The organism is Rhodococcus sp. IC4_135, assembly GCF_011602025.1.
Classification (GTDB): domain Bacteria; phylum Actinomycetota; class Actinomycetes; order Mycobacteriales; family Mycobacteriaceae; genus Rhodococcus_F; species Rhodococcus_F baikonurensis.
Window position 1 is genome coordinate 1 of record NZ_JAAOLG010000061.1, and the last position, 13,165, is coordinate 13,165.

The 13,165-nt window shown below is 70.0% G+C and carries 13 protein-coding genes; 1 reads left to right on the forward strand and 12 read right to left on the reverse strand.

What is annotated here, in order from left to right:
* Positions 1–180: 180 nt before the first annotated feature.
* Positions 181–1,245: a LysM peptidoglycan-binding domain-containing M23 family metallopeptidase gene (locus G8767_RS33900; protein ID WP_080961060.1), complete on the forward strand. Its 1,065-nt coding sequence runs from the start codon at positions 181–183 to the stop codon at positions 1,243–1,245.
* Between the two features lie 340 nt (positions 1,246–1,585).
* On the opposite strand, the gene G8767_RS33905 is transcribed toward G8767_RS33900, so the two are convergent.
* The 12 genes from G8767_RS33905 to G8767_RS33955 all read right to left on the reverse strand — a co-directional run bounded on the left by G8767_RS33905 (position 1,586) and on the right by G8767_RS33955 (position 12,933).
* A complete protein-coding gene (locus G8767_RS33905) occupies positions 1,586–1,975 on the reverse strand; it encodes a heavy metal-responsive transcriptional regulator (RefSeq protein ID WP_047269535.1) in 390 nt (129 codons plus the stop codon).
* A gap of 106 nt (positions 1,976–2,081) precedes the next feature.
* Entirely contained in the window at positions 2,082–3,467 is a 1,386-nt protein-coding gene (locus tag G8767_RS33910) for an FAD-dependent oxidoreductase (RefSeq protein WP_047269534.1), read from the reverse strand.
* Positions 3,464–4,738, reverse strand: coding sequence for a glucose-6-phosphate dehydrogenase (locus tag G8767_RS33915; RefSeq protein ID WP_346843065.1), 1,275 nt, complete (start codon positions 4,736–4,738; stop codon positions 3,464–3,466). The genes G8767_RS33910 and G8767_RS33915 overlap by 4 nt, the downstream gene beginning before the upstream one ends.
* Complete coding sequence (locus tag G8767_RS36115; protein WP_240952987.1) at positions 4,729–4,887, reverse strand: hypothetical protein; 159 nt, start codon at positions 4,885–4,887, stop codon at positions 4,729–4,731. The genes G8767_RS33915 and G8767_RS36115 overlap by 10 nt, the downstream gene beginning before the upstream one ends.
* A 61-nt stretch (positions 4,888–4,948) precedes the next feature.
* Positions 4,949–6,892 (reverse strand): glycoside hydrolase family 15 protein, encoded by a 1,944-nt coding sequence (locus tag G8767_RS33920; RefSeq protein WP_206030020.1) that lies wholly within the window; start codon positions 6,890–6,892, stop codon positions 4,949–4,951.
* Positions 6,893–6,945: 53 nt separating this feature from the next.
* Entirely contained in the window at positions 6,946–8,295 is a 1,350-nt protein-coding gene (locus G8767_RS33925; RefSeq protein ID WP_047269532.1) for an NAD(P)/FAD-dependent oxidoreductase, read from the reverse strand.
* A gap of 92 nt (positions 8,296–8,387) precedes the next feature.
* Positions 8,388–9,044 carry an organomercurial lyase MerB gene (gene merB, locus G8767_RS33930; protein WP_047269531.1) on the reverse strand — a complete coding sequence of 219 codons (657 nt, stop codon included), beginning with the start codon at positions 9,042–9,044 and terminating at the stop codon, positions 8,388–8,390.
* Between the two features lie 45 nt (positions 9,045–9,089).
* Positions 9,090–10,535: a mercury(II) reductase gene (merA, locus tag G8767_RS33935; protein ID WP_047269530.1), complete on the reverse strand. Its 1,446-nt coding sequence runs from the start codon at positions 10,533–10,535 to the stop codon at positions 9,090–9,092.
* 139 nt (positions 10,536–10,674) lie between these two features.
* Positions 10,675–10,965: a hypothetical protein gene (locus G8767_RS33940; protein WP_058228552.1), complete on the reverse strand. Its 291-nt coding sequence runs from the start codon at positions 10,963–10,965 to the stop codon at positions 10,675–10,677.
* Between the two features lie 134 nt (positions 10,966–11,099).
* Positions 11,100–11,627 (reverse strand): TlpA disulfide reductase family protein, encoded by a 528-nt coding sequence (locus G8767_RS33945; RefSeq protein WP_047269528.1) that lies wholly within the window; start codon positions 11,625–11,627, stop codon positions 11,100–11,102.
* Positions 11,624–12,592 carry a cytochrome c biogenesis CcdA family protein gene (locus tag G8767_RS33950; RefSeq protein WP_047269527.1) on the reverse strand — a complete coding sequence of 323 codons (969 nt, stop codon included), beginning with the start codon at positions 12,590–12,592 and terminating at the stop codon, positions 11,624–11,626. The genes G8767_RS33945 and G8767_RS33950 overlap by 4 nt, the downstream gene beginning before the upstream one ends.
* Positions 12,589–12,933: a hypothetical protein gene (locus G8767_RS33955; RefSeq protein WP_047269537.1), complete on the reverse strand. Its 345-nt coding sequence runs from the start codon at positions 12,931–12,933 to the stop codon at positions 12,589–12,591. The genes G8767_RS33950 and G8767_RS33955 overlap by 4 nt, the downstream gene beginning before the upstream one ends.
* Between the last annotated feature and the right edge of the window lie 232 nt (positions 12,934–13,165).

Below are 13,165 nucleotides of genomic sequence, written 5' to 3' on the forward strand. Positions count from 1 at the left end.
TGGGCTTCGCAGGAAGCTCTTGGGGCTAAGCCGCTTGGGGGATCGTTCCGCGGTTCTTCGAGTGTCCGGATGATCCCATCCGAGTCCGACAGCTAACTTCGCAGGCATTGGGAGAGGTGCATCTTGTCCAGGAATCACCGTTCAGCGCGTCACCGTGCGACCTCGGCGCGCCTGCGTCCGATGAAGGCCGTTTCACGTGCCGTGACCTCGGAGGCTGGAAACATCGGCCGGTCAGCAGCTGTGGCCTTCGCCGCCACGGGTCTGCTTTTGGGTGGGGGGCTGCCGGCCAACGCGACGGAGACAACCGGCTCCCACGAGGCGGCGAGCCCGTTTTCCACCGGCGGCCTCTCGCCTGCCGCGACCGTGGTCTCCGAGGGGGCGCCGGTCACGCACGAGGTCGTGCCCGGTGACACGTTGGGGGCCATCTCGAGCGCCTATGGGGTGGAGGTGGAAGCGGTGTTCGTCCTCAACGGGATGGGGTGGGAGACCATCATCTATCCGGGCGACGTCGTCGCAGTGACCGGTGAAGAAACCGTCTCCGAGGAGGTGCCGGTCACGCACGAGGTCGTGCCGGGTGACACGTTGGGGGCCATCTCGGACGCTTACGGGGTGGAGGTGGAAGCGGTGTTCGCCCTCAACGGGATGGGGTGGGAGACCATCATCTATCCCGGCGACGTCATCGCCTTGACCCCTGATGGGGCGGTGGGCGGGCCTGTCGGCGCCCCGGCTCCTGTGATCGCGCCGGCACCTGCTCCCGCGCCGGCACCGGCCTCTGCTCCTGAACCGGTTAGGACGATGTCGGTGGCGCCGGCATCGGTGTCCGAACCGGCGGTGGTCCCGGCGTCGGCGCCGGTGGGTCGGCTCAGTGCGCCCGTGGCCAACATGGTGGCCAACTCGCCTTTCGGGTACCGAGTCAACCCGTTGACCGGTGGGGCTGCGGAACTGCACACGGGTGTCGACTTCGCGGCAGGGTGCGACACCCCGGTGCTCAGCTCGGCGGCCGGGACGGTCACCGAAGCGGGATTCAGCGCCTATGGGGGCGGTAACCGCATCGTCATTGATCACGGAAACGGCCTGCAGACCACCTACAACCACCTTCAGAGCCTCGGGGTGCAGACGGGTCAGTCCGTGGGGGCCGGTGCTCTCATCGGGATCGCCGGGGCCACCGGCAACGCCTCCGGCTGCCACCTCCACTTCGAGGTCGTCGTCAACGGCCAGACCGTCGACCCCGCCGGCTGGCTGTAACCGCATGGTGTCTGAGCGCCCGGGCGCTCAGACACCATCTGTTCTCATGGCATAACGCCGTAGGCGCTCCCTGCATTCTCGGCGTGTGGTCGGCGCCGCACCCGACTCCCCTCATCCCCGGGGGGTCGCATGTCGGTCATCCGGTCATGCGGCAGGCCTGGGTGCAGGCGGGTTGTCCGTGGAGGTAGGAGCCGCACCCGCCGGACCCCGGAGGAGGCGGCGGCGCGGTTCCCGTCATGCGTGGTGGCAGGCGATCACTCAGGGCGGAGCCCGACAGGATGAGCCCCTTCCTGCAGGGGATTGCTGGTCTGGGCGTGCGTGAAGATCGTGGTCGCCGGGGTCACAGGTAGCTGCAGATCCGTTGGGCGTCGCACTGGTCGGGGTCGCCTTCGGCGGCTCTTCTGTAGTGCTCGGCTACGGCTTCCCGAACGACGGTGAGCTCGGCGATCTGCCGATCCAGGCCGGCCAGTTGCTGGGCCAGTTGTTCGGTCACATGGGTGCAGGGTGCTTGCCCGGCGTCGCGGACCCGGAGGATGTCGCGGATCTCGGCCAGGGGCAGTCCGGCGACCTTGCCGCGGTGAATGAACTCCAGCCTGTCGAGGGTCTCGTCCGTGTAGTCCCGGTAGCCGTTGGCGGCACGCTCGGCCGGTGGGAGCAGCCCCTGGTTCTCGTAGAACCGGAGCGCCTTGGTGGTCATCCCGACGGCCGCGGCCGCCTCTCCGATACGCATAGTTCCTCCCGGTCCTAGAATGATTCCTGGACCTTCCACAATAGTGGAAGGTCTCTGTGTGGGGTAGCCTTCGCTCCGGCTCATCGGGGGGCGGCTCCGGTGGCTGTCAGGGTTCGGTGTGGGAACGGTCGTCCTCGACGGCCTGCCACGCCTTGCGGGCCGCGATCAGGACCGGATCCCACAGCGGGGAGAACGGCGGGGCATAGGACAGGTCGATGTTGAGCAGCTCCTCCACGGGGGTCTCGTGCCACAGCGCCACGGAGAGCACATCGATGCGCTTGGCCGCACCCTCCTGCCCGACGATCTGGGCCCCCAGCAGCCGGCCCGTGCCCCGCTCGGCAATGAGCTTGGTGCGGATGGGCTTGGCGCCGGGGTAGTAGCCGGCCCGGGTGGTGGAGTCGACCACCGCGGTGACGGGGTCGAAGCCAGCAGCGCGCGCCTCGAGCTCCCCGAGCCCGGTGTGTCCGACCTCCACGTTGCAGATCTTGGTCACGGCGGTGCCGAGCACTCCGGGGAAGGTCGCGTAGCCGCCGCCGATGTTGATCCCGGCGGTGCGGCCCTCCTTGTTGGCGTGGGTGCCCAGGGGCATCCGGACGTGGCGGCGTGACACGCGGTGGAACTTCTCCACGCAGTCCCCGGCCGCCCAGACCCCTTCGATCCCGGTGCGCAGCCGCTGGTCCACGGCGATCGCCCCGGTGGCGCCCAGGGGGATCCTGGCTTGTGCGGCCAGGGCCGTGTTCGGGGCCACCCCCAGCCCCAGGATCACGAGATCGGTGGGAACGGTGGCCCGGTCGGTGACCACCGCGGTGACCTTCCCGTCGTGGATGTCGAAGCTGGTCACGGTCTCGTCGAGGCGCAGCTGCATCCCGAAGCCGTCCATGGCGGTGGCGACGAGGCCGCCCATGTCCGGGTCCAGCGCCGGCAGCGGGGCGAGGCCGCGCCCGATCACGGTGATCTCCACGCCCCAGGCGCACAGCGCCTCGGCCAGTTCCAGGCCGATGTAGCCGGCGCCGACGACCACCGCCCGCTTCGGGCGGTCCCGCTCCAGTGCGGCCCGCAGGGCGAGGCCGTCGTCGAGGGTCTGCACACCGTGGATACCGCGTGCGCCGATGCCGGGTAGCAACGGGCGGACGGGCACGGCGCCGGTGGCGATCATGAGCTGGTCGAAGCCCTCCCAGGTCTCCCGGCCGGCGGCCAGCTCGCGGACCAGCACGGCCCGGCGGTCCAGGTCGATGTCGAGGACCTCGTGGCCGGTGCGGGCGTCGATGTCGTGGTTGTCGCGGAACTGCTGCGGGGTGCGGGCGATCAGATCCGTGGCCTCGGCGACGTCCCTCCCCACGAAGTACGGGATCCCGCACGCGGAGTACGAGGTGTAGTTGCCGCGCTCGAAGGCGACGATCTCGAGCTCGTCGCGCCCCCGCTGGCGGCGTGCGGCCGAGGCCGCGCTCATCCCCGCGGCGTCCCCGCCGATGACGACCAGCCGCTGGGTCACCGCTGCTCCTCGTGGGCGGCGCTCCAGTCCGGGCCGGGGGACCCGGCCGGGTACTCCTCCAGAGGGACCTGGCCTGCCTGCCAGGCGTCGCGGATCTGGTCGATGATGCCCCAGGAGTGTTCTACGGCGTCCGAGCGCACGGAGAGCGTGGGATCGCGGTCGAGGATGCCCTGGAGCACTTCGCCGTAGGGATTCAGCCGGCCCTCCCCGATGTCGGTGGCCAGGGTTGCGCGGTCGACGGTGAAGGGGTCGCCGGGGCCGTTGACGTTGAGTTCCAGGGCGATGGTGGGGGAGCCGAGCCCGATGTGCAGCACGGTGGGGTCCTCGGCGCCGCGCAGCCCGCCGGGCACCCGCGGGGTCTCACGGAAGGTGACGACGACCTCCTGGCGGGGATTCCCGATGGCCTTTCCGGACCGCAGTGTGAACGGCACCCCGGCCCAGCGCCAGGTGTCGGCCTCGATGGTGACCTCGGTAAGCGTCTCCGTCTCCAGGCCAGGGTCCACTCCGTCTTCGTCCACGTAGGAGGGCAGGTCCCGGTCGCCGATCGTGCCGGCGGTGTAGCGGGCGCGTCGGCTCGCCCGGACGGCGTCCTCACCCCACAGCCGGACCGCCCGTACCGCCTGGGATTTCGCGGCCCGCAGCTCGGTCGCCTCCACGGTGGTGGGTGCCTCCATGGTGATCAGCGCCATGACCTGCAGCAGGTGGCTCTGGAGCATGTCGACCATCGCTCCGGTGCCGTCGTAGTACCCGGCGCGGCCCTCCAGGCCCAGCTCCTCGTCGTAGACGATCTCCACGCGGGCGATGTGGTCGCGGTTCCACAGCGGCTCGAACAGACGGTTGGTGAAACGCATACCCAGCACGTTGAGCACCGTGGAAGTACCCAGGAAATGGTCGACCCGGAACACCTGCTCCTGGGGCACGAGCTGCGCCAGCAGACCGTTGAGCTCCACCGCGCTCCGCCGGTCGGTGCCGAAGGGCTTCTCCAACACCAGCACGGTCCCGGCGGGCAGCTCGACCTCCTTGAGGGTCTCCACCGCCTTGGCCGTCACGGCCGGGGGCAGGGCGAAGTACAGGGCCGGGATCCCGGTGGAGGACTCGAGGAGCTGCTCCAGGTCCTTAGCCGAGGACGTGTTCGCGCTGAGGTAACGGGTGTCCGCCAGTGCGTGCTCCACAGCCGGCCCGGTCGCCTCGACGGTGTCGAAGGCCTCCCGGACGGTGTCGGTCCACTGCTCGTCACTGCGCGAGCTTCTGCCGGAGCCGATCAGGCGGATCCGCCGGTCCGGCTTCTGCCGGAGCCGATCAGGCGGATCCGCCGGTCCGGTTGCTCGGTGAGCAGCCGGCCCAGGCCCGGCAGCAGCAGCCGGGACGCGAGGTCACCGGTGCCGCCAAAGATGATCAGAGTCGAGACAGTGTCGTCCATCGTTGTGCCTAACGTCGGTGCCCGGGGTGATGACCGGAGGATTTCAGGGGCAGCGGAACGGTCAACCGGTCCGTGGTGCGGGTGCCGGGGCCGCAGATGCGGGGGCCTGTCCTTTGGCGGACGTTCCGGCCAGGCGCAGGCCGGCGTTGATGAGGCCGATGTGGGTGAACGCCTGCGGGGTGTTGCCCAATTGGGCGCCGGTGGCGGGGTCGATCTCCTCGGCGAAGGCGCCCAGGTCCCCGGCTAGGGCAGCCAGGGTCTCGAACAGTTCGTTGGCTTCGCGGGTGTTCCCGGCCAGGGCGAGGGCTTCGATGAGCCAGAAACTGGCGATGGTGAATGCCCCTTCGGTGCCGGCCAGCCCGTCCCCGAGACTGTCGGGCCCGTCGAGGCGGTAGCGGTAGAGCAGCCCGGGGTGGACGGTGGAATGCGGGGTGAGCTGGGCGCGGACGGCCTCGATGGTTCTGGTCATGATCGGGTGGTCACCGTCGATGAACCCGATGATGGGCAGCATCAGCAGACTCGCGTCCATGGACGGGTCGTCGTAGGCGCGGGTGAAGTGCCCGTCGGTGACTCCGGAGTCGAAGACCTCCTGGCGGCACTGGTCTGCTGCTGCGCGCCACCGGGGAAGATCCCCGTCCAGCCCGTAGGTGTCCACCAGCTGGCAGCCGCGGTCCAGGGCCGTCCAGGCCAAGGCCTTGGAGTGGACGAAGTGGCGTGGGTGGTTGCGGACCTCCCAGATCCCGCTGTCGGGCTCCTGCCAGTGCTCGGCGACGAAGTCCACGAGCTGGCGGAAGTGCGGCCATTCGGTGCGCATCACGTCATCGCCGAACACCTCGCAGATGCTCAGGCAGTCCAGCAGCTCACCATAGCTGTCCAGCTGCAGCTGGGTCTCGGCCTCGTTGCCCACCCGCACCGGGGTGCTGCCGCGGTAGCCGGTCACCTCCGCCAGGGAGGACTCGGGGATCTCGGTGACCCCGTCCACCCGGTAGAGCACACGCAACGGCAGTCCGGCCCCGGCGGTGGCAGTGCACAGCCAGCGGGCGTAGGCGTTGGTCTCGGGGTAGCACTGGAGCTGGTAGAGGGCGTTGAGGGTGAAGCTGGCATCGCGCAACCAGGTGTAGCGGTAGTCCCAGTTGCGTTCCCCGCCGATCTGCTCGGGCAAGGACGTGGTGGCCGCGGCCGTCACGGCCCCGCTGGGGGCGTAGATCAGCTGCTTGAGCGTGATCGCGCTGCGGATCACCGCCTCCCGGGCCGGGCCCTCATAGACCAGGTTCTGGGACCATTGCCGCCACGCTTCATCGGTGGCCTCCAGTGCTGCGGCCACCTCCTCCGGTTCCGCTGTACAGGGACCTGCCCCGGCCCCGATCATCAGGCGCCCGGCCCACCGGTCCCCGGCGTGGAGCACCGCCTGCCCGCCGGCGCTGCCCCCGTCTCGGTCGTCCAGCTGTAGGCCGGAGACGGCGAACTGCACCGGTTCAGCCTCGGAGGCGAGGGTGACCAGCCCGTCACTGACGCTCAGATCGACGGGTGTGGCCCCGAACCCGGGCCGGGGTTCCAGGACCGCTTCGACATCCACCGAGCCGTTGACGCCCTCGAGCACCCACAGGATTTCCTGGCCGTGCTGCGGGGGCGGCCAGGTCATGGCCATCCTCATCCGCGCCAGGGTCGTTGAGGCCCCACCCCACTCCAGGACCATCACCGCGCTGCCGGGCCGGTACCACCGCCGGGTCACCGGCAGCGCAGCACCGGAAGACGCGACCGCGCCGAACCTCAGCCGGCCCCCGCGCCGGCGGTCCAGCACAGGGAACACCAGCGCGGGGGCGTCGAAGCGCAACGGGCAGAAGAACTCCACGGCCGCGTCCGGGCCGACGAGGGCGGCCGAGAGCCCGTCACCGAGCGGGGCCAGGGCACCGATGTCCGGGAACCCACCGTGCACACCGGCACCCGGGTCCTGTCCGGTCGGCTCCGGGGCGGGCCGGTCTTCAGGTGCTTCCGAGACGTTCACGGTGATCCTTACCTGGACGGGGCGGGGTGGCACGTGGAGTCGGGCCGGGGGCGTCAGACCTCCAGCTGCTCCAGGGCGGCCTGGTAGGCCTCGTGGTAGGTGGGGAACTGGGCGACCTGGTCCAACAGGGTCTCCAGCGGAAGCTGCGCCCGGATGGCCAGGGAGGCCTGGTGGATCCACTCCCCGGCCTGCGGGCCGATCGCCCACGCCCCGATCAGCACCTTCCGCTCAGTGTCGGCCAGCAGCCCGAGGTGTCCGCGCGGGTCCTGCTCGTAGGTCCAGGGCCGGGCGATGGCGTTGGACAAGTCCAGCTCGGTGGCGGTGGTGCGGATCCCGCGCTGCTCCGCCTGCTGCTGCGTGAGCCCGGCGGCGGCGATCTCCGGGTCGGCGAACACCACCCGCGGGATCCCCTCATAGGTCGCGGCGTGGGCCCGGCCCAGGATCGCATCGGCGGCGATCCGCCCCTGGTACTTCGCCACGTGAGTGAAGGGCATCACCCCGGTGACGTCGCCGATCGCCCACAGGTTCTGCCCGGCCTGGGCGTGCTCATCGATGAGGACCTCGCCGTGTTCGCCCAGGCGTGCCCCGGCGTCTTCGAAGCCCAGGCCCTTGGTACGGGGTTTGCGGCCGGTGCCGAAGATCACCACGTCGGCGGCCACCTCGGTGCCGTCGTCGAGTTCGATGACGCTGTCCTCACCGTCCCGGCGAGCCTTTGCCGCCGAGGCGCCCAGGCGGATGTCGACCCCGGTCTCAGCCAGGTAGTCGTGGACGAGCTCCCCCACCCGGGGGTCCTCACGACCCAGCAGACGGTCCCCGCGGTGGATGAGGGTGACCTGCACCCCGAAGCGGGCCAGGAACGTGGCCGTCTCCACCCCGACGGCGCTGCCGCCGACGATCACGGCGCGCTGAGGCAGGTCGTCGGTGGTGTAGGTCTCCCGGTTGGTCCAGGCGGTGATCTCCTCGATCCCCTCGAGCGGGGGGATCACGGCCTCGGAGCCGGTGGCGATGATGATGTGCTCGGCGGTAATCTCCCGCTCCCCGGCCTGGATCCGTCCGGGGCCGGTGAGGCGGGCCTCGTCCTTGATGACGGTCGCACCCTGCTTGTCGAGGCCCTCGACCTGGGCGGAGTCGTCGAGGTCGCGGATCATGTAATCCCGGTACTCGCGGGTGGACGCCCAGTCCACCTCGGCCCCGGACACCCCGGCGGCCTTGTGGACCTCGGTGCGGGCCTCGGCCGGGCGCAGCACCGTCTTGGAGGGAATGCACGCCCAGTAGGCGCACTCCCCACCGATCAGCTCCCGCTCAAAGACCACGACTTTCTTCCCCGCCTGGATCAGGCGGCTGGCCGCGACCTCACCACCGGGGCCCATGCCCAGCACTGCCACGTCGAAATGTTCGCTCATGATGTTTCTCCTTCAGATTCGGTGGATCTTTCGGTTCTACTCGTCGAACTCGTCGTGCGGCCCCAGCCCGTGTCGGGGCAGGACATGCGGTGTCAGCAGCCGCAGCCTGCCCCGTTGCCGGAGGTCTCGGTGGGGACTTGGGCGAGCATCTGTTCGGCCATGGTGGTGGCCAGCCGGTAGGCCTGGGCCACGGGGATCACGGTGGCCCCGGGGTGGTTCTCCAGCCAGGGGGCGGCGTCGTCGGTGGAGGCGAAGAAGTGAACCTGGTGGCAGAACGCCGAGCGGATGGAGCTGAGGTCTTCCGGATTGACCAGGGAGACCACGGCGTTGGCCGGCTCCACGCTCGTGACCCCGGAGCCGTCGACGTGGATCTGCACCGGCGCCCCGGTGGCGTGGTCGGCCGATTCAATCCGTGCCGCCGCACCCAACAGGGTGGGGAAGATCAGAGTGTCCAGGGCGCACCAGGTGTAGAGCTGCTCCCCGCCGGTCTCGTAGCGGTGCGGGGTCGCCCGCTGGGTCAGGCCCAGGCCGATGATCCGCCCCTCACCGTCGTACTCGGTGTCGGGCACCGCTTCCAGGGCGCCACGGACCTCCTCGGCCGGGCGGCCCACCGCGGCCGCCAGGTCCTGGGGGTCCACCGGGTCGCCCTGGGCCAGCAGCCGCAGCAGCGGCAACCACAGCCACGGCTGCATCCCGGTTTCGGCGGTGCTCAACCGCTCGGTGACCTCGTGGGGGTCGTAATCGGTCATGGTCGTTCCTTCCGGCGGACTGGTGCGTTTGAAATGGTCCGGGCCTCAGGCGGCGCAGCAGGACAGTTTGGACACGTCGGTGCGGAAGGACTGGGCGGCGATTTTCAGACCTTCGGCCATCGTCAGGTACGGGCACCACAGGGTCGCCACCTGGTCCACCGTCATCCCCGCGGACACGACGTAGACCCCGGCCGCGGCCAGGTCCCCTGCCTCCTTGGCCACCGCGGTGATCCCGACGATCCGCCCGGTATCGGCGTCGGCGACGATCTTGACGAAACCCCGGGTGTCACGGTTCACCAGCGCCCGCGGCACGTACTCCAGGGGCAGGACCCGGCACTCGCACCGGATGCCCGCCTCCCGCGCCTGCTTGTCCGTCATCCCCACCGCGCCCACGGCCGGGGATGTGAACGTGACCCGGGGAAGGTGGGTGTAGTCGATCCGCTGCCCGGTGTCGTTGAAGGCGTTCTCCACCGCGGTGACCCCGTGGGCCGAGGCCACGTAGACGAACTCCGGGTGCCCGGTGACATCCCCGGCCGCCCAGATCTGCGGGTTGGAGGTCGCCAGCGTGTCCTCCACGACGATCTCCCCACGGTCCCCGGTGGCGACCCCGACCGTCTCCAGGCCCAGGCCCTCGGTGACCGCCCGGCGTCCGGTGGCCACCAGCAGCCGGTCCGCGGTGTACTCCTGGCGCCCGGCCCGCGTGGTGGCGGCCACGACAACACCACCGGTGGCCGGGTCGGTGGCCACGGACTCGACCGCGGCCCGGCGCACCACCTGGATGCCCTCATCGGCGAAGACACCCAGGAGCGTCTTCGAGACCTCGGGCTCCTCGCCGGAGAGCAGCCGGGAGCGGACCAGCACCGTGACCTTCGAGCCCAGCCGGGCGAAGAGCTGGGCCTGCTCCAGGGCCACGTAGCCCCCGCCGAGCACGATCATCGACTCCGGGACCTCCTGCAGTTCCATCGCGGTCGTGGAGGTGAGGTAGTCAACCTCCTCCACGCCGGGAATCGACGGAGTCCACGGACGTGAGCCCGTGGCCACCAGGTAGTGGCGGGCCCGCACCGTCTCCACGGCCCCGTCCGCGTTCGTGATCTCCAGCACCGGGTCCTCGGCGTCGCCGGTGAAAGAGGCGTCACCTTGGCGCAGGTCCCACCCGTAGTCCTCGATCAGGTCCACGTACTTCTCCGAGCGCATCCCCTCCACCAGGGCGTCCTTGCCCGCGATCAGCCCGGGCATGTCCACCGGCCCGGCGGATACGTTGATCCCCGGGAATCGGCCGGACGCGTCCAGGGCCACATGGCGGGCGTCCGCGGCGGCCAGCAACGCCTTCGACGGCACGCACCCGGTGTTCACGCAGGTGCCCCCGACGGTGCCCCGCTCGATCATCACCACTCGCTGGCCCAGGTTGGTCGCCCGGATCGCGGCGGCGAAGGCCCCGCCACCGGAGCCGATGATGGCCAGATCGAACTCGGGAACTGCAGTGTCAGGCATGGAACCTCCACGAATCGTTGGGGGAAGAACTCCCGACAGAAGCCTTCCTCATTGGTGTGCTGAACCCACTGTGCACCTTCCCCATCGGGGGAAGGTCAAGGGGTGGGCCGGAATCCGGGACGGGCAGGCGGCCGATCGCTCAGGCGCGGCGGAGAATCTCCACGGCGGGGAAGCCCAGGTCGCGCACCGCCTCTACGGCGTCGGCGAGGGGGTCCTCCATCTCGGGGTCCAGGACGACCATGGCGGTCTGCGCCTGCGGGTCGATGGTGGCTGAGACGATCGCCGGCCAGCTGACCAGCTCGTCGCAGATCGCGTCCTCTGCGGTCACAGCGCAGCACCCGCCGCCGAGCACCGGTGCCTGTCGCAGTCCGGGCACGGACAGGACCACCGCACCGTCCGGCAGGTTCTCCTCGATCGACTTTCCGGGCACAGCGACCTCCAGGTGTCCTTCGACAGGACAGTTTTCCAACACGGCCGCGGACAAGGGACGCGTTCAGCCGGAATCGGCCGTGCAACGCCGGGGCAGGCAGCGGTCGAGGTAGGGGGGGCGAACTGGGTTCCAGGTCAGGAGAGCGCTCCGTCCAGGAATGCCCGCAGCGCCTCGGCCTTCATAGGCGTGCCGTCGGCGCGGTCCAGGACCTCACCGTCCGGGGCCACGACCACGGTGGAGTCCAGTGACGTGATGCCGTAGCGCTTGGTGAGCTGCCCGGTCTCATCCACGACGTAGGGGTGCTCGGGGGCCCCAGCCGCGGTACGGAACCCGTCCACCTCGGTCTTGGTGTTCTCCGGGGTCACGTCCACGGCCACGAACCGGACCCGATCGGCATACTGTTCCTCCAGCTCGTCCATCGCAGTCGCCTGCGGGATGCAGGTGGCGCACCAGCTGGCCATGAAGTAGAGCATGGTAGGGCGGTCAGAGGGTACCGTCACCTCCTCGCCGTCGACGGAGGTGATCTCCACCGGCCCGTCCCCGGCCACAGTAGAGGCCGGATTTCCCCGGTTCAGGGCGATGACCGCCAGGACCGCCACCAGCACGGCGGCCAGGCACAGGGCGGCAAGGGTGTAGACGCGGCGGCTGCGGGTGCGGGTCATCGGTTTCCTCGCTGGTCTTCACGGCCGCTGGAGGGCTCCAGGGCCTGCGGGTCCGGCGCGCAGCACGAGGCCGGGTCGTCGTCGTTGTCCTCGGCTTCCCGGGCGGGGCGTCCGGTCCGGGGATTGGGACGGCGGTGCCGGGACAGGACGGCGGCGAGGAGCACAGCGAGGATGGCTGCGGCAGTCAGTGCAGGCCAGGTGCGTGCCACGAGCTCGGTGACAGCGACACTGGATGCGCTGATCGGTGCGGCCAAAAAGCCCAGCAGCGACCCGGCCGCCCCGCCGGACAGGGCCGGGAGCCAGTAGAGCACCAGGTACACACCGGCCAGGATCAGCGCGATCGCGCTCAGGCGGTGCACCAGCGGCAGCAGCCGTTGCATGCGCCGGGCCAGGGAATGGCGGGCCAAGGCCGCCCCGACCGACAGCAGCATCAGCACCACCGAGGACCCCGCGGCGTAGGCCGCGAAAACGACCAGCAACCCGACCAGGCTCCCCGTGGCAGTGGCCTGGGCCACCACGACCAACAACAGCGCCAAACTGCACGAGAGCGCGGCCACCGCGTAGGCGACCCCGTAGCCGAAGACCCCCTTGAGACCGGAACCGGGCTTGTCCGGTGTGAGGAACCGGTTCAGGTTCAACCGGGACCCGGACAGCTGCCACCCGGCCAGCATGCCCAGCCCGGCGAGCATCAGCACGCCCCCGATACCCACCGCAGCCCACGGCATGGCTGAGGCGATGGAGCGCAGCCCCACCGCCACCAACAAGCCTGCGGCGATGAACACCATGGAGAATCCCGCGCTCAACGCCGCCCCAGCACGCACCCCGGCCCACAACGGTCGGGCGCCCCCCGTGCGGGAGTCAGCGCCGATGAAATACGCCAGATACGTCGGCAGCATCGCGAACCCGCACGGGTTGACCGTGGCCAGCATCCCCGCCAAGAACGCCAACCCCCACGAACTGCTCACTTGCCGGCCTCCGTGCCCGCCCCAGCCGGTGCCCGGTCCAGGATTTCCTGTGCGTGCTCGTCGCGGGGGAGGGAATGCCGGTCGGGGGCGCAACAATCAGTCCCATCACCACCGGTACCTGCACCGCGGCGCCGGATGAACCAAATCACCAACCCCACGGCCAGCAGGCCCGGACCGGCGGCCGACCACCCGTAGCCGGCCGCGAAACTCGCGCCTCCCACCCCGCCGAGGACTCCGGCGGCGATCAACAGCGGCAACCCGCAGCACAGCACGTGCAAGATCACGAACCCACCCACAGCGAGGTGGAGGAAACTGCTCTGACTCTTCGGTGTGGAGGACATACCCGGCTTCCCTTCAGCACGGCGCCACCCTGCTCGTGTCACGGCGCCGCGAAGTTCCAACTGCTCTGCTGAAACCACTGTCCACCTTCCCCCATAGGGCAATGTCAAGGCGAAAATCCCGCAGTGCAAGCAGATCCGCCGGCTACCGATCAGGGCCTGCGTCGGCGCCCGCACCGAGGGGCAAGGCCGGCAGTCATCGGTGGGACAAAGGGGGGCTACCGGCTGTCTTCCT

Bases quoted from the DNA above. Each gene is read 5' to 3' on its own strand.
- G8767_RS33955 (WP_047269537.1), bottom strand. From the start codon at position 12,933: ATGTCCTCCACACCGAAGAGTCAGAGCAGTTTCCTCCACCTCGCTGTG.
- G8767_RS33945 (WP_047269528.1), bottom strand. From the start codon at position 11,627: ATGACCCGCACCCGCAGCCGCCGCGTCTACACCCTTGCCGCCCTGTGC.
- G8767_RS33925 (WP_047269532.1), bottom strand. From the start codon at position 8,295: ATGAGCGAACATTTCGACGTGGCAGTGCTGGGCATGGGCCCCGGTGGT.
- G8767_RS33900 (WP_080961060.1), top strand. From the start codon at position 181: ATGAAGGCCGTTTCACGTGCCGTGACCTCGGAGGCTGGAAACATCGGC.
- merA (WP_047269530.1), bottom strand. From the start codon at position 10,535: ATGCCTGACACTGCAGTTCCCGAGTTCGATCTGGCCATCATCGGCTCC.
- G8767_RS36115 (WP_240952987.1), bottom strand. From the start codon at position 4,887: ATGGACGACACTGTCTCGACTCTGATCATCTTTGGCGGCACCGGTGAC.
- merB (WP_047269531.1), bottom strand. From the start codon at position 9,044: ATGACCGATTACGACCCCCACGAGGTCACCGAGCGGTTGAGCACCGCC.
- G8767_RS33905 (WP_047269535.1), bottom strand. From the start codon at position 1,975: ATGCGTATCGGAGAGGCGGCCGCGGCCGTCGGGATGACCACCAAGGCG.